This is a genomic window from Williamsia muralis, assembly GCF_051487485.1.
Taxonomy (GTDB): Bacteria; Actinomycetota; Actinomycetes; order Mycobacteriales; family Mycobacteriaceae; genus Williamsia; species Williamsia muralis_B.
On sequence record NZ_JAHVCV010000014.1, the window covers coordinates 14,672 to 39,131 of the forward strand.

Annotated in this window: 20 protein-coding genes; 18 read left to right on the forward strand and 2 right to left on the reverse strand. The window is 65.6% G+C overall.

Features of this window, described 5'->3' with window-relative positions:
* Nucleotides 1–2: 2 nt before the first annotated feature.
* Both KXR83_RS25340 and KXR83_RS25345 read right to left on the reverse strand, forming a co-directional pair.
* Nucleotides 3–425 carry a hypothetical protein gene (locus KXR83_RS25340; RefSeq protein WP_023960020.1) on the reverse strand — a complete coding sequence of 141 codons (423 nt, stop codon included), beginning with the start codon at nt 423–425 and terminating at the stop codon, nt 3–5.
* Nucleotides 426–436: 11 nt separating this feature from the next.
* A complete protein-coding gene (locus KXR83_RS25345) occupies nt 437–1,207 on the reverse strand; it encodes a hypothetical protein (protein WP_023960018.1) in 771 nt (256 codons plus the stop codon).
* Between the two features lie 775 nt (nt 1,208–1,982).
* On the opposite strand from KXR83_RS25345, the gene KXR83_RS25350 reads away from it, so the two are divergent.
* From KXR83_RS25350 to KXR83_RS25435, 18 genes are all read left to right on the forward strand, one after another.
* Nucleotides 1,983–3,218, forward strand: a complete 1,236-nt coding sequence (locus tag KXR83_RS25350; protein WP_023960016.1) for a hypothetical protein — start codon at nt 1,983–1,985, stop codon at nt 3,216–3,218.
* Nucleotides 3,219–3,489: 271 nt separating this feature from the next.
* Nucleotides 3,490–4,053, forward strand: coding sequence for a hypothetical protein (locus KXR83_RS25355; protein WP_023961849.1), 564 nt, complete (start codon nt 3,490–3,492; stop codon nt 4,051–4,053).
* A gap of 155 nt (nt 4,054–4,208) precedes the next feature.
* Entirely contained in the window at nt 4,209–6,437 is a 2,229-nt protein-coding gene (locus KXR83_RS25360; RefSeq protein ID WP_081729898.1) for a cutinase family protein, read from the forward strand.
* A gap of 123 nt (nt 6,438–6,560) precedes the next feature.
* A complete protein-coding gene (locus KXR83_RS25365; RefSeq protein ID WP_023961851.1) occupies nt 6,561–8,552 on the forward strand; it encodes a peptidoglycan DD-metalloendopeptidase family protein in 1,992 nt (663 codons plus the stop codon).
* Nucleotides 8,549–9,196 (forward strand): hypothetical protein, encoded by a 648-nt coding sequence (locus KXR83_RS25370; RefSeq protein WP_023961853.1) that lies wholly within the window; start codon nt 8,549–8,551, stop codon nt 9,194–9,196. The genes KXR83_RS25365 and KXR83_RS25370 overlap by 4 nt, the downstream gene beginning before the upstream one ends.
* Before the next feature lie 49 nt (nt 9,197–9,245).
* Nucleotides 9,246–10,745, forward strand: coding sequence for a MinD/ParA family ATP-binding protein (locus KXR83_RS25375; protein ID WP_437427121.1), 1,500 nt, complete (start codon nt 9,246–9,248; stop codon nt 10,743–10,745).
* Nucleotides 10,742–11,155 carry a hypothetical protein gene (locus KXR83_RS25380; protein WP_023961857.1) on the forward strand — a complete coding sequence of 138 codons (414 nt, stop codon included), beginning with the start codon at nt 10,742–10,744 and terminating at the stop codon, nt 11,153–11,155. The genes KXR83_RS25375 and KXR83_RS25380 overlap by 4 nt, the downstream gene beginning before the upstream one ends.
* Before the next feature lie 41 nt (nt 11,156–11,196).
* Entirely contained in the window at nt 11,197–11,370 is a 174-nt protein-coding gene (locus KXR83_RS25385; protein ID WP_023961859.1) for a hypothetical protein, read from the forward strand.
* A gap of 91 nt (nt 11,371–11,461) precedes the next feature.
* The gene (locus tag KXR83_RS25390) at nt 11,462–12,184 is read left to right on the forward strand and encodes a hypothetical protein (protein ID WP_023961861.1); all 723 of its coding nucleotides are present in this window, start codon (nt 11,462–11,464) and stop codon (nt 12,182–12,184) included.
* A gap of 24 nt (nt 12,185–12,208) precedes the next feature.
* The gene (locus tag KXR83_RS25395) at nt 12,209–14,539 is read left to right on the forward strand and encodes a hypothetical protein (protein WP_437427122.1); all 2,331 of its coding nucleotides are present in this window, start codon (nt 12,209–12,211) and stop codon (nt 14,537–14,539) included.
* 35 nt (nt 14,540–14,574) lie between these two features.
* Nucleotides 14,575–16,224 (forward strand): hypothetical protein, encoded by a 1,650-nt coding sequence (locus KXR83_RS25400; protein ID WP_437427123.1) that lies wholly within the window; start codon nt 14,575–14,577, stop codon nt 16,222–16,224.
* Nucleotides 16,225–16,241: 17 nt separating this feature from the next.
* Nucleotides 16,242–17,921, forward strand: a complete 1,680-nt coding sequence (locus KXR83_RS25405; RefSeq protein WP_023961528.1) for a hypothetical protein — start codon at nt 16,242–16,244, stop codon at nt 17,919–17,921.
* Nucleotides 17,922–17,951: 30 nt separating this feature from the next.
* Entirely contained in the window at nt 17,952–18,341 is a 390-nt protein-coding gene (locus tag KXR83_RS25410; RefSeq protein ID WP_023961526.1) for a hypothetical protein, read from the forward strand.
* Nucleotides 18,342–18,389: 48 nt separating this feature from the next.
* Nucleotides 18,390–19,052, forward strand: coding sequence for a hypothetical protein (locus KXR83_RS25415; protein ID WP_023961524.1), 663 nt, complete (start codon nt 18,390–18,392; stop codon nt 19,050–19,052).
* Nucleotides 19,049–19,363 carry a hypothetical protein gene (locus tag KXR83_RS25420; protein ID WP_023961522.1) on the forward strand — a complete coding sequence of 105 codons (315 nt, stop codon included), beginning with the start codon at nt 19,049–19,051 and terminating at the stop codon, nt 19,361–19,363. The genes KXR83_RS25415 and KXR83_RS25420 overlap by 4 nt, the downstream gene beginning before the upstream one ends.
* Complete coding sequence (locus KXR83_RS25425; protein ID WP_023961520.1) at nt 19,360–21,180, forward strand: type IV secretory system conjugative DNA transfer family protein; 1,821 nt, start codon at nt 19,360–19,362, stop codon at nt 21,178–21,180. The genes KXR83_RS25420 and KXR83_RS25425 overlap by 4 nt, the downstream gene beginning before the upstream one ends.
* A 38-nt stretch (nt 21,181–21,218) precedes the next feature.
* A complete protein-coding gene (locus KXR83_RS25430; protein WP_023961518.1) occupies nt 21,219–21,758 on the forward strand; it encodes a hypothetical protein in 540 nt (179 codons plus the stop codon).
* Between the two features lie 925 nt (nt 21,759–22,683).
* Complete coding sequence (locus KXR83_RS25435; RefSeq protein ID WP_437427124.1) at nt 22,684–24,444, forward strand: DUF6924 domain-containing protein; 1,761 nt, start codon at nt 22,684–22,686, stop codon at nt 24,442–24,444.
* Nucleotides 24,445–24,460 lie beyond the last annotated feature (16 nt).

The window sequence follows — 24,460 nt, forward strand, 5'->3', positions numbered from 1 at the left end:
GATCAGACGCCGTCATCGAGAGAGTTGTCAGGGTTGGCCAGACGCGCGAGTGCACTCCGGGCCTTGTCACTCATGGGCTTCTCGGACGCGCGTAGCGCGATAAGACCGGTGGTGTTGTTCGCAATGAGGAGGAAATTCTCAAGTTGAAGGGCATATGGCGTGTAGACGTCAGGGTTGTCCGAGACCAAGTAGGCAGCTGCCTCGCCATCGAAGCCGAACGAGACAGCCAAGGCAGTGCGTTCTTCCAGGGAGGGGAGTGCCTCTCCGGCAAACCACCGGTCCACTGTGTGGCTGTCGATGTGGCGATGCAGCCTGTCACTGAGGGTGCGGGACAGTTCCGCGCTAGTTTTAGGTTGCTCCCCGACATAGTTAGCCAACTCGCGCAGTCGGCTGATGCGGACCTCGAGCGGCAGAGTCGTAGACATGGAACCCCCTCCTAGTCGTTCTCCTGACGCAGCATAATCGATCGCCGCTTAGCCCTCCACCGCGCCGTAAAGACATCAATGAGGCCTTTTTCATCCTCCGGAAGCATGCCGGCGAGCCACCGTCGGTACAACTGATCGACACGAGCAGGGTCGCCCGCGGGTGCGAGCGGGGAATTCAGATGCGCGCGAAAGGTCAGCTCGATCGCCGGCGCAATCGTCGCACCAGGTCCGCCCACACGCTCGAGTACTTCGGTGGCGTAGATAGCGGTCAAACGCTGAACACACCTCCGCAAAGCCTCATGCGTATCGGGCGAAGGGGAGCCAATCGCTCCATCAGCCGCACGAACAATGTCTCGAACGATCGCCACGGGCATTTCAATCGTGGTGAACGACAGCGCATCTGTTAACTCGAGCGTTTCATTGTCAACGGGAGCACCGGACGAGGATGTGCCGCCGTGAAGCATCTTGGCGGCCGTGCCTTCCGGCCATTGCAGCCCCTTGTCCAGGCGCCGCAGGGTTGTCGGCCTCGGCTCGGTTGTTTGAGCATCGGGGTTTTCGATCCGCGCCATCGTAGTGTCGGCCGGACCGCCATTTCCGTGCACCTCTGCGCGCGTGAGGGCGAGCGCGCGACGCCGTTCTAGTACGGCCTTCGCAAGGCGCTGCAAGCGTTCTAAATCACCCGGCATGATCGAAACCGTATCCCAGCTAAAGGCCGCCTCGAAGCCAAGATCTGACGTGTTTGGGGCCGCTTTGGGTTCCGAATCGTCTATTAGAGGGAACATCGCCGTTTTGCTCCTAGTTTTGCAGTCCTTGCAACCACCATATGATTGGCTTACAGTGCCTTTATAACGTACGAGTGGTACTCAAAGAGTGGACCGTGTGCGCTATGCTACTGCCAGCAACTGCGAACGGGGAGGTACGACGTTGCTACCGACTACGGACTTCACTGCGTGCCCGGGGGGCCCGGTCTCGCGCTCCGGCTTACGCCCGTCAAGTACCGCATCAACGCCCAGACGCCACTCGGCGTACTAGTGGCGTCCGTCGCGGGAGATAGTCCTGCCATAAATCGCTGGTCGCGAGCCGACCGCCGGGTACCGCAATTCGAAAGACGGAGCCACGGATGAACATTCGCCGCGGGCGGCCACCTGACAGACCGGGGGGCCCTGGGAGAGGCCAAGATTTGCCGTCCAACCTCTCCCAGGGCGAAAAGGCCCTAACGAGTGCTCAAGATTTGCCGTCCAAGCACTCACAAGGCCCCCACTGTCCAGCCGCTGATTTTGTGCCCACAGAGCCGAACGTCCCCAGCTTAGGCGTTATATCCAAGCCTGCCTCGAGGATTGGCTGCCCGGCGCAACCTGTGGGCTTCATCTGTCTTCCCCATCGCGAGGAAGCTGCTGCCCCGACCTGTCCCCTCGGTCACACGGTTGAACGACTCCACATCCCTTGATGCATCGCTAATACCGCGATGCCTCGCGGAGATCTACAAAGCCCCTCAGTTTGTTCACGTCGAAAGGAAATGCCTTGCCATATAACGCCGTTCATACTCCTCGTCACGCCTTGCCAGCGCGTGGCAACAGCTTCACCCGCTCGTTGGAGGCCACGTCGTTGGCGTCGCGGCGGGTGATCGCGGCCGCGATCGCGACGGCTGCTGTGGTCAGTTGCGGTACCGCCGCTGCCGGGGGAGCGTTCGCCGAGCCCGGCGGCCAGGGCGGGGTGACTGTGCCTCCGTCTGGAGGCCCCGGCCAGGGCGGTGTTACCGCCGCACCGCCGGCACCGGCCGAACCGGTCGCCCCCGTGTTTGATGACGGCCCCGGCTCCATCCCTGACCCGGTATTTAGTGCTCCGCCGGTGTACGAGGGAACTCCTGAGGACTCGTCGTACGATCCGTCCTACTACCAAGCGCCGCCGTCGTATTCGACGATCTACAGCCCGGTCCCGCAAGGACCGATCCACGCACCCGTGGCCACCAAGCCGGTCCGGCCGATTCTGCCGAAGCCAGGCAACGTCCGGGTCGGCAACATCACCGCCCCGCAAGGTGTGCTCTCCGATGCCGACACCCGCTCGATCAATCGGTGGTCTGCCTACGGTGAATCGGAGTTCGCTCGCGCGTTAATCTCGGTGGGGGTGCCTGCTGATGTGGCCTCGCGGCAGGCCGCAGCGATGGCCGTGGGTGCGGGTACCGGAATGCTGATCGCGACTGTTCTGTTCGTCCCGCCGGCGACGCTGATCGGCGCACTGGCCGGGCTGGGTATCGGTGCCGCTGTCGCACCGTTCACTCCACTTCCCCCGGTAGCACCGCTGGTCGGAGCCGGCGGCGGTGCTGCTGCTGGCGCGGCCACCGGCCTCGCATTGGCGCTGACGATCGGTGGTGTGACCGGCGGAACCCTGGGGTGGCTGTTCGGTGCTGGCGATCCAGGAGCGAACGGAGATACACCGACCGCGCCGGGCACCCCGGAAAGCGAGTTGAGCAAGCCGGAGCCGCCGAATCCGGATGCCAACCAGTACGAGCTCAACGCACAGGGCCTGCCGGGCAACGGCACTGTCAACTATGTCGTCAACTCTCGCGGTGATGTCAGCGGCAACGTGAATGTCGGCCCGGTGAACGTGCCATTGGAGTGGTCAGCTGAGCAGGCCGACGCTCCGTATGAGGCGGCTGGGTTCTTGGCGCAGACCGCCCGCGACACCGTCGCTGATGTGACCGCGCAGGTCAGTACGCAGATCGAGAAGGTCATTCCCGGTGTGCGCGTGGAGTTCCCGCAGCTGATTCCGGCTGCTACTCCTGCTGTGAGCTGAGCCCGGTTCAGTAATGGCTGCGACGCGATACTCCGCGAGTCGCCGCCCCTCGGTGGGGCAGCGACCCCGATCTGCGGGCATGCCGACGGCACCGGCACCTCAGCCACGGCAGATGCGTGGCGGTCGCCGGGGCTGGCAACGCCCCGGTGCCCGCCCGGCCGCGGCCACGCCAATGCCCACAGGGACCCGGGTTCCGGCTGCTCCGGCGGCACCAGCTGCTCGGCGGCGACCACGCCCGACGGGTTCGCGACGTCGTCGGGGATCGGTCATCGTGGCCGCGGCGATCGTGGTGCTGGTGATCGTGGTGGCCGGCGGTGTGATGGTGCTGACGTCGTCGTTGTCGGTTTTGCGGTCGGACCCACCGAATGTGGACCTGCCGGCCGCCGATCAGGCGAACTGGACCACGATTCCGTCGCCGTCTCCTGCGCCGCCGCCGTCGGTCACCAATCCCGCCTGCCCCACCACCACGGTGGGCAAGGTGTCGTGGGGCCGAGATGCCGGCGGCACGAGCAACGGTGTCGACGCCATCAAGGCGTTCGACTACGGCTACTACGTGCAGCGCTCGGGCGAGGCGGCCCGCGCGGTCGTGGCACCGGATGCGGCCCTGGTTGCTGATGCGCCCACGATCCAACGGGCCGTGGACGCTCTGCCGGCCGGGACGACCCATTGCTTGGAGATCACCGACACCGGCCGCGGTGTGTACGAGGTCAGATTGGCTGAGTTCCTGCCCAATTCGGCTGCACCGAGCCTGACGTTTCAGGTGATCGAGACCGGTGTTCGTGAGGGTCGCACGGTCATCACCGGGATTCCAACAAACGTGTCGATAGGGGAGTGACCAGTGGTCACGCACACAGTCCTACTGCGAGTAGGGCGGCCTGGGAGCGGTTCAGATTGGCGTCGAGTGACGCTCCCAGGCCGCGGGTTGCCGATGTTCATCCACACGAAGCGGACGCCGATCGGCGTCCCTCAGTCTAGGCGGTAGGGACATACATGAGTCGAGCGAAGATGCGGCCACTAGTGGCTGGATTGGCGACCCTGTCGGTGACGCTGACCGTGGTGGCCACCGTGCCCGCCACCGCCAGCGCCGCCCAGCCGTCGAGCTGCACCCCGTATATGGCGTACCTGGTGCCCGGAACGTGGGAAACCACCGCCACCGCTGACCCCTCCAAACCGGCCGGGCTGCTCGGCAAGGTCGGCGCCGAACTCGAAGAGTCCTACGGTTCGCAGATCACCGTGATCTACCCGAACTATTCGGCGTCAGCGTTCGACAAAGGACAGACCTACGCCAGCTCGGAAGCCGATGGCGTGCAACGTCTTCGCGGCCTGCTCGAACAGTGCCCCGAATCGCAAAACGTGCTCGGCGGCTACTCCCAAGGCGCTGACGTGGCCGGCGATGTGGCCTGGCAGATCGGCAACGGACAAGGCCCCGTCGATCCGGACAAGATCGACGCGGTCGGCCTGGTCGCCGACCCCAAACAGGGCAACGCCCCGGTCGCCGGACCCGCCCCGACCGGTAAAGGCATCGCCGGCACCCGTCCCGGTGGTTTCGGCACACTCGCCGACAAGGTCCGCCAGGTCTGCGCACCCGGTGACCTCTATTGCTCGACGAACTCCTCCGAGCACTCCTTCATAGCCGGTCTAGGGCAGATGCTCGGATCATCGGGCAACGGTGAAACCGCACCCACCACAACCACAGTCGCCGACACCACGACCAGCACCACACCGACTACGGGTAGTGCGGTGACATCGCCGGCCGATGCTCAAGCGTTGACCAGTGACTACTCGCGCACCGATGTGCCAGGCACCGTCGGGGCGGCGACCGCGCTCAACGATCAGATCGCCGAGCTCCAGGGCCAGCCCGCGCCGGCCTCGGGCGGTCAGGCCAGCCAGATCGCCTCGCTGGCGTCGTTGGCCGGACAGCTCCTGGAAACCTTCACCGCGGTGGCCGATACCCAGCAGTGGGTGCAGACCACCCCCGGCGCAGACAAGTACCTGAGCAACGCCAAGCCTGGCACTCCTGCCGCGCAGGCGAACTCGCTGCTCTCGACGTTCAACGCGATGGACGTTCCGGCGATCCTGTCGACCACCAGCTCCATTGCGTCGTCGCTGTCCCAAGCGCTCGGGTCAAGTCCCACCGTCCCCCTCGCCGGCACCACCACCACGTCGTCGACCACACCCACCACCGCGTCGAGCGGTGCGGGGTCGACGACCACTCCATCCGCTGCATCGCCGACGTCCGAGAGGGGTGAGGCCGGCGGTGCGGCGGCTGTTCCGACCGGTGAGGCTGTTTCGGTCTCGCCGACGGTCCCCACAGGGGCAGGGGAGGGGAGTGCACCGGCCTGGCAAGGCACCGGTGCACTCCCCACACCCCAAACCGGTGGCGCCGCTCCGGATTACGCCGCTCTCGGTGCCTCCACGGCCCAGCTGGTGGCCCAGGTCGCACCGTTGAACTCGGCCGATAAGACAGCGTTGACGTCGGCGGCCACCGTGCTCGGTGGCCTCAAACCGGAGGTGCTGATCGGGCAAGGGCTCAACGTGGTGACCGCGGTGACCAGCACCGACTACCGGGGCATCGTGGCGGGCCTGCAACGGCTGCCGCAACAGATTTTCACCGGCGACATTCCCGGGGCCCACAAGACTGCCGGGGATCTCAACAACATGTTGTCGCCGTGGGTGACGATGGCCGCCCAGATCGATTTCAAGACCGCCGCCAAACTCGTGGCGTTGATTCCCGATCCATCGGGGACCACCCAAATCGCGTCGGTGGTCCTGGGATTGCTGGGCAACCTCGACATCGTGCGCCTGGCCCGCAACGTCGGCCAGCTCCAAGAAGTGGCCTGGCAGGTCCTCGAATCGCACAACCTGATGGCCCTGACCCAGCTCCTGCCGATCGGGTTGGATTTGGCGTCGGTGGCCTTGGGTGTGCTCGAACCAGGCGCGAAGATGTCGCCGGAACTCCTTGGCGCGGGCGCCACCCCCGAACAGCAAGCGCTGGCCACCCACAGCCAGGGCCAGGACATGGTCGGCATGTTCGGGTCGCTGACCCAGTTGGTCTCTTCTCAAGGCGCACAGGACCTTTCCAAGCTCGTCGGGGAGGGCCTGACCGCTGCCACGTTCTACGCCTCCAATGCGCACGGGCAATACGACAAGCTGATTATCGACGGCAAAACCGCCCTGGACTGGCTCTATGACTTCTTCCGCGAAGCGCTGGGCGGGTGATGTGCAGCTGATCTGACACCCGCCGTGCGCGCTACGGGCGCGCACCACTTTTCCTCTTTTTGCTTGTCCTGGCCGGGCGCGTGAAAAGCGAAGTAATGCAACCAAAGTGAGGAGGTAGACCCGATGGCACAACAACCTGGCACCACCAAGAAACTCTCGTTGGCCGGTGTCGTCGGTCTGCTTCTGGCGGCGATCATGTTCGTCGGGTTCGGATCAGATAACCCCGAACCACCCACCGATTGCCTACCTCAGGTCGCCGCCCAAGGCCCGACCGTGCAGGGCCCGGGCACCAAGGTGCTGCCCATGAAAAAGGACACCTACCAGTTCAGTTCCCCGTTCGGGCCGCGGTGGGGAACGATGCATCAGGGCGTGGATTTCGCTGCACCGCTGGGCACCCCGATCTATGCGGCGATGAGCGGAACGGTCGCCGACGCCGGGCCCGCCGGCGGATTCGGCTACTGGATCATCATCGACTTCGACGCCGACGGCAAGAAATTCTCGAACGTGTACGGCCACATGCCTGGCAGCTCGTTCAAGGTCAAAAAGGGCGACCAAGTCTCCTCCGGCCAGCAGATCGCCACCGTCGGTTCTGAAGGCGGATCCACCGGACCCCACCTGCACTTTGAGGTGTGGGACGGCGGCCGTCTACCCGAGGGGGCCGGCACTGCTGTTGACCCCATGCCGTGGCTCTCAGGTGCCGGCGAGCCGGGAGCCCCGGCCAGTGACCCGTCGGCAGATCCGGGCGCACCCCGCGGACCACCACCGGCCGAGCAAGTCTCCGATCCGGCCGTGGTGTCGGTCGCCGACTGGGAGAAAGTCGCCAAGCTCGAGTCCGGCGGCGATTGGGCCATCGACACCGGTAACGGCTACTTCGGTGGGCTGCAGTTCAACCCGCAAACCTGGACCGGTAACGGCGGCGGCGAGTTCGCCCCCACGGCGAATGCTGCCACTGCCGGTGAGCAGATGGAGGTCGCCAACCGGGTCCTTAAAACCCAAGGCTGGGGTGCCTGGCCGGTCACCAGCAAAGAAGCCGGTGTCACCGACAAAAAGCCCGCACCCGACGGCAGTTTCGTCGACGCAGCCACGTCCACACCCGAATCGGCCACCGTCGAGCTGGCCGCAGCACGCGGACCTGCTCCCGGTGCCGGTTGTGCCCCCGCCGGCGGTTTGGGGACTGCCCTCAAACCCGGATCGGTCCCGGCCGAGTACGAGCCGTGGATCATCAAGGCCGCCACCACCTGCCCCGAAGTCACCGCACCGCTACTGGCGGCGCAGCTGGAAAACGAAGGCGGCGGCTTCAACCCGAAGGCGTACAACGCCGAATCCGGGGCGATGGGCAACGCCCAGTTCATTCCCTCGGTGTGGCCATCGAAAGGCGTCGACGGCGACGGCAACGGTTCCAAAGACCCCTACACCGTTCCTGACGCGGTGATGTCGATGGCCTCGTTCGACTGCGAGCTGGTCGGCATCGCCAAAGAGGGCCTACAACAGGGAAAGCTCAAAGGCGACCTGACCGAGCTGTATCTGTCGATGTACAACTGCGGCCCCGGTGCCACCCAAGCCCAAGGTGGGGTCTGCCAGAACGACCAAACCCAGAACTACGTCCGCAACATCCCGGCGAACGCGGTCGCCAAGTTCAGCGCTCCCGCACCCGGCGGCGCTGACCTTCCCCGGGGTGGCCCGTTCGGGCAGCGTGCGGTCGCTGCAGCGATGAAGTGGCGCGGCACCACCTACGCCTGGGGCGGTGGCACTGCACACGGGCCTAGCGGCGGGATCTCCGACGGCGGCGGTGCCGCCGACGCTGCCGGTGACTTCGGAAAGATCGGGTTCGACTGCTCGGGACTGATGATCTACGCGATCGCCCAAGCCTCCGATCAAAAGATCATCCTGGACCACTACACCGTCAACCAGCTCAACGATCCACGCGGAAAACCCGTCCCCATCAACGCCTTACAGCCCGGCGATGTGGTGTTCCCCGGCGGCGGTAACCCCCAGCACGTGGCCATGTACATCGGCAACGGCCAGATGGTCGAAGCCCCCCAATCAGGAGACGTCGTCAAGGTCTCCCCGTTGTCGAACCTCGGCGACGGTATCGACGCACGGAGGTTCGGATGACCACCACCCACATACCTACCCGCCGATCAGCTGCTGGCCGGCTGACGGTCGCAGCGGCGGCGATCGCTATCACCGCCGCACTCATGGCCGGGTGCTCCGGTGAGGACGGCGAACCCACCGCGGCATCGACGACACCGCGCACCCCGGCCCAAGCCCAGCAGTGGGATCCGGGCGACCCGCCGCGCACCATCGAGCCCACCGCGGCCACACCCAGCTCCGCTCTGCCCGACGCAGCGGCCGAGCTCGACCGATCCAACCCTGATGCGGTCTCGCAAGCGGCGGTTCAGATCTGGTTTTCCTGGGACACCGCCACCGACCGTGGCCCCAACGACGCCACCGCCCGCGCGGCCCCGTTGCTGACCCAAAAGTTCGCGGACAGTTTGTTCGCGACCGGCTCTAACAGTCCTGGCGGGCAATGGCTGACCTGGGCCAAACAAGATGCCGTGGTCACACCCACGATCCGGTTGATGCCCGACCAAGGGGCACCGCAAACGCCCGACCGCAAGTACTACGTCTACGAGGTCACCCAGACCGCGCGCACCCCCGACGGTGAGCAAGTCGGTGCACCGGTGACCACCTCGGCCTGGGTGATCTGCGTGCGCAACGGACCGATCTGGGAGGTGAGTCAACTCGCCCAACGATGACCACCACCGACCTGTCCCTGCCCCGGACCCAACCTCGAAGGAGGACCGTATGAGCTTTTCCAGCAACGCCTATCCGCAATCGAGCGTCGGCAGCCCGTACGACGCCGAAACACCAGTGAACCTGCGCGCACAAACACTGCGCCGCCGCCCACCCGAACCAGAACCAGAACCCGTCGACGACACCACCGTCGACGACAGTGAGGCCACCGATACGGTGGCGGCCGAACCCGTCGAGGGTCCGCGCACCACCCGTGAGGCCGCCGAAGCCACCCGCGCAGCGATCTTCGCCGCCGCGACCACCGACCCGACCGACGCCGCGAAAACCGAAGTGGTGCGGCCCGCGCCGGTCGGACCAGGCGAAGCCCCGACTATCGAGTTCGGTCCACCGGTCCGCGCGATCGCGCCGCCTGTCGTCGACGAGGACTATCGCCACCAGGTGCTGCGCGGGGAGCTGCTCGCCGCGAACCCGGGTATCGAGACCGACCCGGCCGAGTGGGGCCGGCGGGGCCGGATCAATCAGACCCTCGGGATGAAGCTGCGCCCTGAACCCGCCGAGATCGACTACCGCTACGACGTCGAGCTGATTTCCCGTGCGGTCTTGCCGCCGTGGTTCGTGGTGATGATCGCCAACCCCAAAGGCGGGCAGGGAAAAACACCGACCACTCTGATGCTCTCTTACATTTTCGGGCTGTTCCGCGGTGCGGGCGTGGTGGCATGGGACAACACCGAATCCAAAGGCACCCTGGCCGACCGCGCCGAAGCCACCACCCCTGGCGAGCAGCTGCACGTGTGGGATCTCCTCGAGCACGCCAGTGAGCTCGCCGGGCCGAACGCTCAGGCCGGGGCGCTGGGGGCGTACCTGCGCCGTCAGCCGATCACCATGGTCGATGTCCTGGCCTCGGATAGTTCGTCCAAACGCGACAAAGCCATCGGCAACGCCGAATGCGATGCGGTGGCCGCCGTGCTGCGCCGACACCGCCACGGCGTGTTCGTCGACACCGCCGGCGAGGACCTGTCGGACAACTGGCAGTGGACCGCCCACAATGCCCACCAGCTGGTGATCCCGATGACCTACCGCCGCGACGCCGCGCGCGCGGTGCTGGAAATGCTCGACGGGCTGCGCAGTCGGCACGGCCGACCGGACCTGGTCACCGACGCGGTCGTGGCACTCGCGGCCATCCCCGGCAGCGCCGACCCGACCGACCGGGATGCCATCATTGCCGACCTGGTCGACCTCGGCATCACCCGGATTATCGACGTTCCCTACGAGCCGCTGTTCGAGGGCTCCGGTACCCGCATCGCCGAAGCCCAGCTCGCCGCGCCCACCCACATCGCCTACACGCGGGTGGCAGCGGAGATCGCCGACCAGCTTTCCCAGCTGCGCAGTAGCGCACCCATCGAGTACACCGCCGGTGCGGTACCCACCTCGATCACCCGTCCGGCTGTCCACATCGGCCCACCAGCAGCAGTCGGGCCACCGCCCAACACCGGTCCCTACAACCCCCACCCAGCAATGAACACCTATCCACCACAAGGAGGTAACTCATGACCACCAGCACTAGCACCGGTAGCAGGTTGCAGCGCAACAGTATTCGCGCTGCAACCATCCTCGGCATCGTCACCTTGGCCTGGCTGACCAGCGCCGGTGTCGCCGGCGCCGACACTGTCGTCGCGATTGACAGCCCACTGGACGGCATCACCCCCGACTTTTCTCTCTGGGGTACCGGCGTAGGGGACACCTGGCGTCGGCTCATGGCTGCGTTCTGGGCTGCCTGCCTGGCCGCCTGCGCCATCTGGGTCATCGCCGCCTCGGTGAAGATGGCCATGGCCAACCGGCGAGGTATGGCCGGACAGCAAGTCGAGGCCAAAGCCTCCTTCATGGACGCCCTCACCGGGCTCGGCGCCTGCGCCGGGGCCTCGATCCTCATCGGCGGCGTCCTGTTCGCCGTCTCGGGCTAACCCAAAACCCACCAATCCCACTCACAGAAAAGGACATTGACATGACATCTTCTCCCAGCCCCCGCGCTCGCCGCCCCATCAACCCCGGCGCCGCCCCCGTCCCCCCACGAGCTGGCGGCGACCGCCACAAGCTGCGCCGCGTTCGGTTCGTCGTGTTCTTCGGCGTAGCGCTCGTGATCACGCTGCTCATCATCCTGCTCACCGTCATCCTCTAACCCCGCCCAACGTCCTAACAATCAAGGAGCACAGCATGATTGGCAAGAAACTACCGAGCGAGTCGCCCAACCCGACGGGGGGTGTGCGGTGATGGCTCGCGACTACAGCCGAGTCGGCACGCCTTCGGCCGCAGGGGGCGGTGCCCCGGCACGATCGCGTACGCCGTGGTGGATCGGCGGCGGAGCATTGCTGATCATCGTGGTCCTCATTTTTGTTCTCGCTGCTGCGTGCGGCGGTGATGACGGCGGCGACTCAGGCGCAGCGAACAAGAACTCGACACAGGGGATCGGGTCCGCCCATGGCCCGCAATCGATCACCGACGGCATCCCTTCGGGGTACACCAGGGACAAGGTCGGCGTCACCACGGCCGGGGTGAATTTCGTGCAGGCGGTGACTCAAGCTGGCCAGGGCCGTATCTCCGGGGAGAAGCTGCGTGAGCAGTCGGTCGGCACGAGCGCAACGCCGGCGCTGCTCGAAATACTGGATCAGGTCAGCGGTCGCGGCGAGACCGAGAACGTCTACCTGACGATTCCGGTTCTCCCAACTGTGACGGAGTTTTCGCCCGACAAGGCCGTGGTGAGCGTGTGGCAGGTCGATACCGGCCAGTCAAAGATCGGTGACGCGGGCAAGGTTGGCGTGCAAACGATCTGGTCGACAACGACAGTGACCCTGTCGTGGAGCGGCACTGATTGGAAAGCGGTCGACTGGAAGTTCGCACGGGGCCCTAATCCTGCTGACACCACCTTCCCGGCCGCCGATTCACCGCTCGCGCAGAAGGCGACCAACGGCTACTACAGCTTCTACGTCGACTAAGTCGCCGGGCTACAGGAGAAACCCATGAGGACCAGCATCTTTCAACGAATCCGCACACACTATCGCCGTACGCCCCGAACTGGTGGGCACTCGGTGTGGGTGCGGGCGCTGCTGCTGGTGACCGCAGCACTGGTGCTGGTCACCGTGGGGGCCGGGCAGGCCGCCGCCGCACCCGAAGACGCACCGGCATCGTCCATGACCGGCGGTAAGCAACTCCCCAAAGGGATGCCCGCTGAGCTCAATCAATTCGTCGCCGGCACCGACGAGTTCAAGAACGGCCCCTGGTTCAAAGGGGTCTGCGCGGACAAGGGCGGTGACTTCGCCGGCTACCTGGCCGCGATGTTCCCGAACGAGGAAGCGTTGCGGTACTGGGGCCTTCCCGCTGATCAGAAGGTCAAATTGATTCAGGCCAAGGCGATGGGCTTGGTCGTGTCGAATGTGGAGCTGCCCAGCGGGGAGTCGCTGCCCGCTGAGGCGTTGCGCGACGAGAAGAAGGCCAAAGAAGCGGTCGACGCAGGCTGGGCACCCCCGAGTGACTGGTATCAGGAGACCTTTCCCAACGACCGTTCTGAGTTCTACCCCTCGACCACACCGGTGTGCGCCGACGACCTCAAACGCTGGACCAGCGAAGCGATCACAACGTGGGGCTTCAAGTGGGCCAAACAACCCGACGCGGCATCGATGGACATCATGACCGCCGCCGAGGACGGCCCCCGACGCACCAACGCCGAGGCCGGCGACCCGCAACGCAACCGGATCGAAGATCCCTGCAACACCGGCGAGAAACGCGGATGGGCGTACTGCGAACACGCATTCTTCGTCAACTGTGACCAAGCAGCCCGAGGTCCGGATGTCGCGAGCTGCACGGACTGGAACATCAACGTGGGCAAAATGTTCGACGAGACGGCAGCGTGGATCGACCGCAACACCGAGCTCAGTGACCGGGTCGACGAGGCAATCAAGGAGACCGGGGCCTACAAGCTCGGTGCCGCCGCAGTCGATGCGTTCTCGATGCTCTGGACCGGGGCGGTGGCGATCGCCAAGTTCGTCGAGGATCCCAGCAGTGTGATCGACGATTGGGCCAACACGATGAAAGAAGGCTCGATCGGACTGCTGCAGAAGGTGTTACCGGGCCTGGCCGAGGTCGGCAATTTCGACTTCAAGGCCCAGTGGTTCATCGCCTGGTACGCCAAGGCCGTAGGGCTGGGCATCGCGGTGCTGGCGGTGCTGTTCCTCGCCGCGACCGTGCGCGCCGCCCGCAGCGGTGGGGGGCGAGAACTGCTGTTCAACACCCTGGGCTATGCGCCGATGGCAGTGGCGTTCATGCTCTTCGCGCCCGGGGTGGCGTACATGATCGAAGCGTTCTGTGCGGCATTGTCCGATGCCCTCGTGGGCTTTATGGGGACATCGGTCGACGAGCTGGTCAACAATGTCTCGGCCACCCTGGGCGCGGTCAACAAAGACACCCTGGTCGGCGGAACATTGATGGGACTGATCGGCTTTGGCCTGCTGGCGATCGGGGCGTTCGCTCTGTACGTGGGTCTGTTGATGCACCAGATCGGCATCCCGTTGGCCTCCTGCGCGATGGCGATCGGGTTCGCCTTCTTCGTCTATCCGCCGATGCGCAAGAAGGCGTTGCGGATCCCGATGACCCTGCTGTCGCTGATGCTTAGTGTGCCGCTGCTGTTCTTCATGCTCGGGCTGCTCAGCGACCTGCTCAACGACGCTGCTAAGAACTCGATCGCCGGCACCGGGGAACTGCAATCTCTCGGCATGCTCACGCTGATGGCACTGGCGTTCGTCGTCATCGGTCTCGCGCCGTTCTCGATGCTCAAATGGGCACCGGTCCTGCCTGACACCGAAGACTCCGACCGAATGGGCGACTCCGGAGGCGGATCAGGCCAAATCATCGGCGCCGGCATGGGCGGTGCGATCGGGGCCTCCCGCGGAGCCTCCGGTGGTGGTGGCCACGGCGGCGGAGGCGGCGGTAGTGGAGGGCCGGTGGGTGGGCAGAGCGGACAGACCGCCCACAAAGCGACCAGCGCCGCGAACGCCGGCCCCGGCGGAGGCCATACCGGCGGCAAGGGCGGCGGTGGACACAGCGGCGAGCTGGGGTCGGGCATCACCAAGGGCTCCAAAGCTTTGGGCAAAGCTGGAGCGCTCGCCGGCCCCGAAGGGGGCGCCGCAGGCCGGCTACTGGCGGCCGCCGGTTCCGGGCTCGGTAGAGGCGTGTCGATGACCGGCCACGCCGCGAGCGCCGGAGTCTCGGGCGGTGCCCGGGCCGCAGCGATCAACGCCGCCAGCCGCACCCACGGCGTCGCCGCTGACTCCGCGCCCACCCCCGACAACACCTGACCAGCCATGCCTGACCAGAAAGGACAACGACCGCGATGACAGTCCCCATGCACGAAGAGGTTCGGACTTCGGTCCTCGGCGGCGAGGTCGCCTCACGTGGCCTTCCGGCCGCCCAGCTGATCTTGTGCACGATCGGGGCGCTGAGCGGGCTCATGGTCATGATCATGATGCCTGGCCTGATCGGGTTGGGACTGTGCGCGGTCATCATTGTGGCCACGGCCGGGTCGACATTGAAGTTGATCGGCGACGAATCGCTGGCCGGGATTGCTGCGCACCGGTGCTCGACGTGGTGGCGGCGGCGCGATGGCCGCCACATTTGGCTCACTCCCGGCGACCCCGCTCTGGGTATCGCCCCTGACCCTGATTACGGCGACCCGCAGGTTGATCCGGGGTGGACGTTCCCGCCGGCGCTGGGGGCGTGCGAGCCTATCGACCTGACCGGCACGGGTCTGGATGATCTGTTCATCTTGTGGCACCACAACCCGGGGGAGCGGCCCTACTTCCAGCTGATCATGTCGGTCCAGGGTCAGGCCGAAGGGCTGCGGTCGAACGAGCGGTGGGCGCAAAACCAGGCGGCCTACAGCGAATCTGTCCTCAACGCCGCGGCCCGCGACACCGTGTTCACCCGCAGTTTGCAGCTGGTGCTGCGGGTGGTGCCGGCCGACCTGGACCCGCACGAGCAGTGGGTGCAGAAGAAGATCGAACAGCTCCGTGAAACCTCACCGGAGAGGGTCGAGTTACTGACTCCGGCGATCGTGTCCTACGGGCATCTGATCGACGACGCCCGGCCGTACTCGGAAGAGCCGTATTCGTATCTGTCGATCGCGGTCCCGGAGAACGGGCGGTTGATGCGGGAGGCCGCGCGGATCGCCCGCAGTAAGAACGCGACCCCTGAAGGTGGCGTGGCACAGGTGATCCGCGACGAAGCCGCCCGGATTCAACGGGCGCTGCAGTCGGCCGGGTTCGGCCGGGTCGACGTGCTCGGCGAACAACGAGCGTGTGCGGTGATGCGGGCCATGATGAACCCCTCGTTCGCCCTGGACCGCCACCAAGGCGCGAGCTGGCGGAACTGGATCCCCTCGTTCTTCGGTGGCCACGACTCGGTGCTGGTGCGCGCCTCCACCGACCCCGACCGCCGCGACGAGTATTGGCACACCCGCGTCGGGGTGATACCGCCGAGCAAGATCCCGCCGGTACAGCTGGGGCCGGCATGGCTGACCCCGTTGCTCTCGCGCGTCGAGCCCGATCCCGGTGACCCCGGCGATGATCTGCCCCCGGCGCCGACCATGCGCACGATCACCGTCCGCATGGATCTGGTGCCCGCCCGGATCGCCCGTCAGGCCACCAAACGACATGCCACCAACGACGCGGCCAAAGCCATTGAGCTGCAACAAAAAGGGCAGATCAGTGACGGCTCGGAAGAAGTGCTGTCCTCGTCGTCGGCGCGGCGCCGCGAAGACCTCAAAGCCGGCACCGGCTACCACGGGGTCATCTGGTCTATGGCGGTCGCGGTCACCGGCCGCGACGCCGATGACCTGGACCGGGCGTGTGACCGGGTGACCGCCGCCGCCGGCGATTCAGCGATCCCGGAAATCCGTTGGTGCACCGACGATCACGACATCGCCCAGTTCTGGACCCTGCCCCTCGGGCGTGGTCTGGCCCGTACCAAGTTCACCCGCAACTAGCCCCCAAGGTCGCACTGATGAGTACACGAACCGGCGCCCACGCCTACCCCGACGAGCCCTACTATTCCGACGAAGACGTCGAGCGTTCGCGCAGCCAGGCCATTCGCGGCTGGATGCGCTGGGTGATGGGTAAAGCCGACGAGCCGGTGTACCTCGATGACGACGGTATGGAGCACTACGACGCCGACCTGGCCGATGTGCAGCTGCTCAGAGAACAAGCCCGCCACGGTAATGGGGGCGGCGGCCTCGACGAATGGGGCGCTTACGCCCCGATGATGGAGCGGCGTGATCCGCCGCTGCGTAAACGTTGGCTTGATCGGGCGGGCTGGTACGAACGCCGCCCCGCCGGCGGCTGGACCACCACCCGCCAGGCCGAAGCGCTCAACCTGTTCACCACCCGCCGCGCCATTGCCCACTCCGGCCTGATCACCGGCCAGAACCTGATGGGCCAATCGGTTGTGCGCCTGGACCCGTTCGAGCTGTACAAAGAAGGCGTCATCGACGGGGTGAACACCTGCAACATCGGCGATGTCGGGACCGGCAAGTCCTCGGACATGAAAACCAGTGTGTTTCGGCAACTTATCCTCAACCGGCAAGTAGTCGTCTTCGACAAAAAACGCCAAGGCGGGCGGGGTGAGTACGGGTCGATCGCCGATGCCTTGGGCGCACCGTCGATCGAGTTCCTCCTCGACGGGGCCGGGGTGAGCCTGAACCTGCTCGACCCGGCCATCTCCACCGACGGCCGCCACAAGGGCGGTGTGGCCGGCGTCGTCCCGGCCGGCCAGCAAGCCCTGCTGCTCGCGGTCCTCAAAGACGCGATGGAACAACCCATCACCCCGAAAATGCGGGCCGCGGTGCGCCGCGCCCTGGCGATCGTGAACGAACGCGCCAAAGCCGCCAACCGAGAGCCGCTGCTGGTCGAGGTCGCCGGCCAACTCCTCGATCCCGACCCCGGCATGTCGACTGCGGCCTACGACGCGGTCCGCAACGGCGCCGAACTGTCACCGGAAATCTTGGACAACCTTGGCGACGGCGGCTACTTCGGCTCCCGCTGGGCCTCCCGCTCGCTCGAATGGGGCGTGGACGCCGGGCTGACCCTGCTCGAGCTCATCGACGGCGAGCTCCGCGGACTTGTCGACCGGCCCACCAGCCAAGCAGTCCACGACGCTCTCGAGCACCCGTTCGTGCACTTCGACATCTCCGGCCTGCCTGAGCAGGGCAAAGCCGTCCAGGTCGTGATGACCACCGCGCAAACGTGGTTGTCGAACCGGCTTGCTGCCCGCTCACAGAACCGCACCCAAACCGTCGAGGTGTTCGAGGAAGGCTGGTCACTCGGTGACGGCTCCACCGGCGACACCGCCCGCGCCAACATGAAACTTTCGCGCGGGCTGGGTCTGTCGACGTCGAGTGCGTTTCACCACCTGTCCGATCACCCCGCCGACTCTCCGTCACGGGCCCTGATGCAGGAAGCCGACATCGTCAAGCTCTACAAACAGGGCCGCGCCGATGACGCCGAAGCGGTGTGCGACATGTACCACCTGCCCCCGGAAACCCGCGACGTCCTCATGCAACTCGGCCGCGGCCAGTGCCTGGTCGTGATGAAAAACCGCGACCCGATCCTCATGCAACACATGCGGTCCTCCGACGAAATCGCCCTCACCAACACCAACGACGTCCTCGAAGGCACCACACCCTAAAACCCCTGCACCGCAGCGAAAGGACGATCCATGGCCACGATGCTCACGGCTGTACCGACCATGATGGACGGGATTGATCGGTTCACCGTCCGCTCCTCAATGAAGCCACCCCGGCGCTACACCGCGATCGTCCATGGGTTCCTCGCCCCGGCGACGGCAGCCGATATCGGGTCGACTGAACGCGAGTGCACGGCCTTGATCGGTGACTACCTGCACGCGGTGCCGACCGTGGAGGTCATTCCCACCCGCCGCGCCGGGGAGGTCTTCGTGGCGATCGAGGTGATCACTGCTGAATCTGAGCGACGCGTGCGGCGGGCCCTGGATGCCGCCTGTGATCACGTCGTCGCCCACAGCTCCCGACTCGGGCTGACGTACGCCGCACGCACCGACCCACTAACCGACGCTGCCGGACGCGACTGACCTGCCCTGCCCTGCCCCAATCATCCACCACGACAAGGAGAACGACCGATGAGCACCAAAGCTGACTGGACCACCGCTGAAACGGCTGTGCGCGAGAACGCCGACGAGCTGCGCACCCTCGACACCCACACCGCCCTGTACGGGTGGGCCAAAACCCACAAACTCGACACCCGCACCTTGTGGCCGAAAGTGAAAACCGAGATGCGTAAACAACTCGGCATCGACTACAACGAGATCCGAGACCGGGTGGTGGCCGAACGCGCCGCCCAGGTCGTCGAATCCGCGCACGAGGCACCAATGATCGAGTTGTGGTCAGCCGGCGACGCCGAAGTCAGCACCTACGCGGTGTGCAACGCCGACGGCACCGAAGCCTGGTACGGCGAGTTCCATTCCAACGACAACATTTACGACCGGGGCGACGATCTGTCCGCGGAACTGTCGGCGGCGGAGAAGGCGGTGTTCCTGGCCGGCAAAGCCCGTGAACACCAAGGGTTGGAGGTCGTGCGGCTGCTGCTGCACACCTGCCACCCTGACATCGATGCTGATTCGGTGGCCGCGTCCGCCGCCCGCCACCAAGTCGCGATCACCGTCGATGTCGCCGAGCAAAACCCGGCCGTGCCGCAGTGCCGGGTGCCCGGCTATCAGAGCTGGCACGAAGTGCGCCTGGACACCCTGTTCGTCGTCGACGACAGCGAAACGGCCGCGTCATGACCGACACCGTCGATCCTCGCCGGATCGCGCTGCGTGCGGAAATCTCCCAACTGTTCGGGCGGGCCGATGCCCCCGGCATCGACGCGACCGAAGCGCGAACCCGGATCGCGGCCGCAGCTGCGCTGACCGCCGTCCTGGCCAGTAGCGAGCCCGACCACTTCACCACGACGATCCTCGCGGCCGCCGACACCGACTCTGACCGCACCGTGGCCGCTCACCTGCGTGAGGTAGCCGCGAACCTGCCCACTGCACGCCCGGTACCTGTACCCGCCGGCCAGCTGACCACAACCCAGACAGGGGCCCGATCGTGAGCGCCATCGGAGGACGACCCGCACCCGCACCGCCCCGCACACCGCTGATCGCGTGGTGGGTGTTCCCGCTGTGTTTGCTGGTGTTCGTGGCCACGGCGACCGTTCCCTTCGGCGGGGCCATGTCGGGCCTGCTATCCGGTCACGGCTTCGCCTGGCCAGCAGGACCATTCGGCGTGGGCGGATACAAAGCCATACTCACCTCACCCGGCGACCCGGCCGCGCGGTGGCCCTCACAGCCCGTGCCCGGCGGACCGGTCCTGACCTGGATCTGCATGGCCATCGGCCTCATCATTTCCGGCGCCTGCGCGGGAATCGCCGAATCGATCGCCCAGAACCGGGCCCACCGCAATAAGGCAAAGACATCGGGCTTGGGCGATGACCGGGAGCTGCTGCGGTTGCAAATGAATGAGAAGGGCGCGACCGAGCGTGCACGGAACGACTTCCGGTCGCTGCAAGACCGGCCTCTGCGGTCCATTGACAGCCAAGCTGCTGCGATCAGGCTCGGATCGAACGTGCTGACCGGGACTCCGATCTATCTGCAACACCGCGACTGCGTCCTGTGTGAGGCACCCACCGGTGCCGGCAAGACCTCCCGTGTGGCAATTCAACGGTGTTGGGACGCCCCAGGATTCCTGCTCGCCACCACCACCAAACGTGACCTGATCGCCTCAACCTGGCGGTACCGGTCGGCGCTGGGTCAGGCAGAGATCTTCGACCCCGAAGGGCTCATCGGCCATCCCGACCCGCTGCGCTGGTCGTTGCTGGCCGGCTGCGACGACGAGGAGACAGCTGCCCGACGCGCCGAGGCCTGGGTCAAAGCAGTGCCGATGGGCGACACCAAGGACTCCTCCTTCTGGGAAGGCAAAGCGAAAACCCTGATGCGTTGCTACCTGCACGCTGCCGCACACCGCGAAAAGGGCTTGGCCGCAGTGTGTTCGTGGGTCACCAACCGGCGAGCAAGCGAGCCCCTGGAAATCCTGGACTCGGTCAATCCAGCATGGGCGGCCGAGATCCGGCAAATCGTCGAAGCACAATCAGATTCCAGCGACGACATGTTCCACGCGGTGGCCACCCTGGTCGAACCCCTGTCGAATCCGCGACTGCTGGCGGCCGTCGACACCCCCGCTGACGAATCCGTGGACCTCGAACAGTTGGTACTGGGTGGGCCCAACACGCTGTACCTGGTGTCCAAGGGGACCAGCGGTTCGGTCGCCCCGATCGTGGCCGTCTTCGCCGCCGAGGTCTACCACATCCTCGACCGGGCATCGCTGCGCACACGCAGCGAGCGACTCGACCCACCAGCTCGCCTCGTGCTCGACGAAGTCAACACCGTCGCACCCATCCCCGGGCTGCCGAACATGATGAACGACACCGGCGGTCGCGGTATCAGCATCTGGGCGTTCGCCCACAACAAGGCCCAGAACATCCAACGGTGGGGCAACGCAGAAGGCGAACTATTCACCGATTCAGCACCCGTTCGGCTGATCCTGCCGGGCCTGTCCGGCGACCGTGAACTGGCTGAGCTCTCCCGTCTGTGCGGAACCATCGACGAGTACGAACCCATCACCGACCCCACCCACACACCCCGCCTACGAACCCGCAACGTCATGGAACCCAGCGACATCCGCCAGATGCCCACCGATCATGCGTTGCTCGTCGCTCGCGGCGCTGCACCGTTCGTTGTGCATCTGCCGACCGTGTGGGAAAACAAGCCATGGCGCAAAGAAGTCGATGCTTCTAAAGCCCTGTTCGACAAAGTCGCACCGCTGCTCGGCAGTGACGGAGACGGCGACACCGACGTGCGAGTGTGGGCGTGACCGTCCAGGTCCGTTGGGGGCCGCTAACTTGGCGGCACTTGGACGCCGACCAGGCCGGCGACCTCTGGGACGAGCTGGTCGACTGGGTGGAATGGCTACGCCGCCGTTACGGCCTGAGCCATTCAAAACTCCCCGGGTGCTGGCCCAACCACCCTGTGGCAGTGGAAGAACTCACTGCCCTGATGGGCTCCTACACCGCCGCCTACCAAGCACTATCGACCAAAGATGGTGTCGTGGTTCGCTACCACGACACGATGATCGTCTGGCATCGACTTGAGCTGTGGTCCTGCCTGTCGCGGCTCAAAGAGCACGCCTCATTCGGCGACTGCAACTCCAAAGACTGCAACTGGTACGAACGCGAGCTCAAACCCCTGCACCCCTCAACACGGACAACAATCAACGCCGACATCCAAGCCCGCAGAGCGGTATCCGCGCAGCACCACACGATGACCGAGCGAGCTATGGCAGAACTCGTCGCCTCAGGCGATGCGATCTCGGCCGACGACGGATCAATCCACTATCGAGACGGTCGCTGGGTCTACAACGACGCCACCCGCGAGTTCGACTGCGCCTCATAGGCGCCCCACATACCCGGTGGTCGGCACGAAAGTACCGGCCACCGAAACAGGTGAAGGTCCGGTCGCTCAGATACGGTGCTGTTATTCCCGGCCAGGAACAGCACGCGCAACTGAGCGCCGGGCCTTCATCGCGACGTGAGCACCGGGGCTACGAGCAGACACCAAATTCTCGCGCGCCGAACTCCGTAGTCGACCGGTTTTCGGACAAGAAACCTGAAGCTCTTTTATCGTTCCAGCGGTGTGCGCTGACGTAACGTTTTTCAGTAAGGACAAAGGGGCACAGGCAGCCTGGTCGTGCCCATGACGGGGGAGATGATTCGTGGTGTACGCATGATACGAATTGCCGTATTCGAACAACGCTGTTGCCGTCATTGGTGCGTTCTCCACTCGGAGTTATGACGACTGGCCGATTGGAGTTCACCGGCTGAGTATCGGTGTGCAGCTGGACCCGGACTTTGTGCTGGGGTACCGGGCCAATCCGGACGACCCGAGATGGGCCGGCGCCTACCCGCCGCACGACCCAGAACTGACTTTCCTGCTGCCCTACACAGCTCGAAGGATGGCCATTGAAGTCGAGACCCACCAAGGCGAGCCGCCTCTGGGCAACCTGGAGCAGTGGGATCACATAGAGCAAGGAGGCAGCGAGTTCGGGCTGATGCCGACCCGCATTGAGCCGCTCGCTAGAAGCTCAAGAGCAGACCATGATCGTGTGTTCGGCCCAGTTCTGGACTCAATCCCGGACGGATGGAACATGATCCGCGTATCAAGTCGCGATCTGCGCCCAGACACCGACGAGACGGTGGTCCGGCTCGACATCTGGCCCATCGCCGGATCGGCCGGCCACACAATCATCCGAGACGCGTCTCGCCATGCTCCGCCACCGCCCATAACCGCCCCGCCGCATCGCGCGGGGGAGTTGCCGCGCATGTCTACCGCGAGCGTGGGGTCCGATGAACTCAAGAACGAGTCGGTACTCATTCGCGTCGATTACGACGACTTCGAGGCATGGAATGACGTGTGCAGGGCGGCGATCGCACCTGAGCCGAACGAAGGGTTCAGGGCCGACCTCATCGCGGTCGATAACCCTGCCTACCTCAACAATTCGGTAGAGGAGCTTCTCGAACGGATCGGTGAGCCGCCACCGTTTTACGTTTTCGTGGCCGACCGAGTGACCCTGACCCATCCCGAGCACCCGATCTTGGCCATCAACATCGGCGGCACCACATACCCCGACGAGCACGGGCAGACCCTGCGAGTACTCCCGTCAGCGATGTCGTGGATCGAGAACAACCTGGCACTAGGCAACGCACACCTCGACAGTTACCACCGTCTGCGGGAACTGTTGATCGCCGAACACGACGCCGGCGGACACCCGGTGCACGTGCTCGCGGCCGCCCTGGGCGACCACACCTCACTGGCCGACGCGCACGACCCGGCCGCACTGATCGCCCACCGCATCGCCGAACAGCAGTGCCTCACGCATGGTCAGATGAATCGTCTCGGGCAGAGCTTGATCCAGCAGACCCGCACACCACGTCCGGTCGACGATGATCCGAACCGACTGGCTCCCCTGCCGCCCCGCCATCCCGGCACCGACGCCGAGCTGGCCGACTGGTGCCAGATCGCCGCGAACACCCACCAAGAAGCCCTCGAACGGCAGACCGATCCCCTGGCATCCGCGCTCGCCGATTATCGGGCAGCGGTCGCTCAGATCGACTCTGCACGACTCGATACAGCACTGTCCGTGCTCCCGGCTGAGGACCGCGACCACGTACGCAACGACCCAGCGACCCGCCGCCTCATCGCACGCTTGGGTGCAGCAGACCGCGCCGGATACGCCCCCGACCTGGTCACCGCAGCGGCGGTGCGTGACCTCCAGCTTGCCGACCAAGAGATCTCGGCGGCCGCCATCACCGAGCACCTCGACACCCACCTACCCAACGCACTCAACATCGCGCGGAACCGCTGGATCGACGCCCACCAGGTCGAAGTGGAACGCCTCGAAAGTGCCGGCATCGCCATCCGCAGCGGACACCCGACGCTCGGCACACTCATCGACGACATCGCTGCGCGAGAACGACTCTCCGGTGAAACCGCGATGCAGCTGGCGGGCCAACTGCAAGTCCGCAGCACACGTGCGCGGACCGCAGCCGGCGACGTCGACCCCGAAAAACTGCTCACCGCATGGCGTGAAGACCACCCTGTTGCCGCACTAGCAGCCGATCCGCGCGTACCGTCCTGGCTGCCCGCCCCTCCGCTGGCCGAGGGCAACGAACACGCCGTCGCCCACCACCGCCACCTCGCCGAAACCATCGCCGCCGCCGGGTCACAACTGGCCATCGACCGACCCCTATGGACCGAAACGCTCGGCGACTACCCCACCGACCAGACCGCCCAGCATCGATGGGAACACCTCGCCGGACAGATCCAAGCGTGGCGCACCGACCACGACATCACCTCCGACGTCGACCCCATCGGCCCCAAACCCGTTGACGCCAACTACCTTCACCAGCAGGCCCACCGGGACCTGCAACGCGACCTTGAGGAACTACGGCGCGCACACCACGCCGAACACGAGGGCGCGGCCGCTGCCGAACTCGAGCACGACCCACGGATTTACCGTGGGCCCACCCGCGACACCGGTGACCACACCAGCCGCGAAAACACCCACAACCGAAGGCTGTAGAAGCTGGAGCGGCGTC

Bases quoted from the DNA above. Each gene is read 5' to 3' on its own strand.
- KXR83_RS25370 (WP_023961853.1), top strand. From the start codon at position 8,549: ATGACCACCACCCACATACCTACCCGCCGATCAGCTGCTGGCCGGCTG.
- KXR83_RS25410 (WP_023961526.1), top strand. From the start codon at position 17,952: ATGGCCACGATGCTCACGGCTGTACCGACCATGATGGACGGGATTGAT.
- KXR83_RS25340 (WP_023960020.1), bottom strand. From the start codon at position 425: ATGTCTACGACTCTGCCGCTCGAGGTCCGCATCAGCCGACTGCGCGAG.
- KXR83_RS25420 (WP_023961522.1), top strand. From the start codon at position 19,049: ATGACCGACACCGTCGATCCTCGCCGGATCGCGCTGCGTGCGGAAATC.
- KXR83_RS25345 (WP_023960018.1), bottom strand. From the start codon at position 1,207: ATGTTCCCTCTAATAGACGATTCGGAACCCAAAGCGGCCCCAAACACG.
- KXR83_RS25385 (WP_023961859.1), top strand. From the start codon at position 11,197: ATGACATCTTCTCCCAGCCCCCGCGCTCGCCGCCCCATCAACCCCGGC.
- KXR83_RS25405 (WP_023961528.1), top strand. From the start codon at position 16,242: ATGAGTACACGAACCGGCGCCCACGCCTACCCCGACGAGCCCTACTAT.
- KXR83_RS25435 (WP_437427124.1), top strand. From the start codon at position 22,684: ATGTCTACCGCGAGCGTGGGGTCCGATGAACTCAAGAACGAGTCGGTA.
- KXR83_RS25390 (WP_023961861.1), top strand. From the start codon at position 11,462: ATGGCTCGCGACTACAGCCGAGTCGGCACGCCTTCGGCCGCAGGGGGC.
- KXR83_RS25360 (WP_081729898.1), top strand. From the start codon at position 4,209: ATGAGTCGAGCGAAGATGCGGCCACTAGTGGCTGGATTGGCGACCCTG.
- KXR83_RS25380 (WP_023961857.1), top strand. From the start codon at position 10,742: ATGACCACCAGCACTAGCACCGGTAGCAGGTTGCAGCGCAACAGTATT.
- KXR83_RS25375 (WP_437427121.1), top strand. From the start codon at position 9,246: ATGAGCTTTTCCAGCAACGCCTATCCGCAATCGAGCGTCGGCAGCCCG.
- KXR83_RS25400 (WP_437427123.1), top strand. From the start codon at position 14,575: ATGACAGTCCCCATGCACGAAGAGGTTCGGACTTCGGTCCTCGGCGGC.
- KXR83_RS25365 (WP_023961851.1), top strand. From the start codon at position 6,561: ATGGCACAACAACCTGGCACCACCAAGAAACTCTCGTTGGCCGGTGTC.
- KXR83_RS25395 (WP_437427122.1), top strand. From the start codon at position 12,209: ATGAGGACCAGCATCTTTCAACGAATCCGCACACACTATCGCCGTACG.
- KXR83_RS25415 (WP_023961524.1), top strand. From the start codon at position 18,390: ATGAGCACCAAAGCTGACTGGACCACCGCTGAAACGGCTGTGCGCGAG.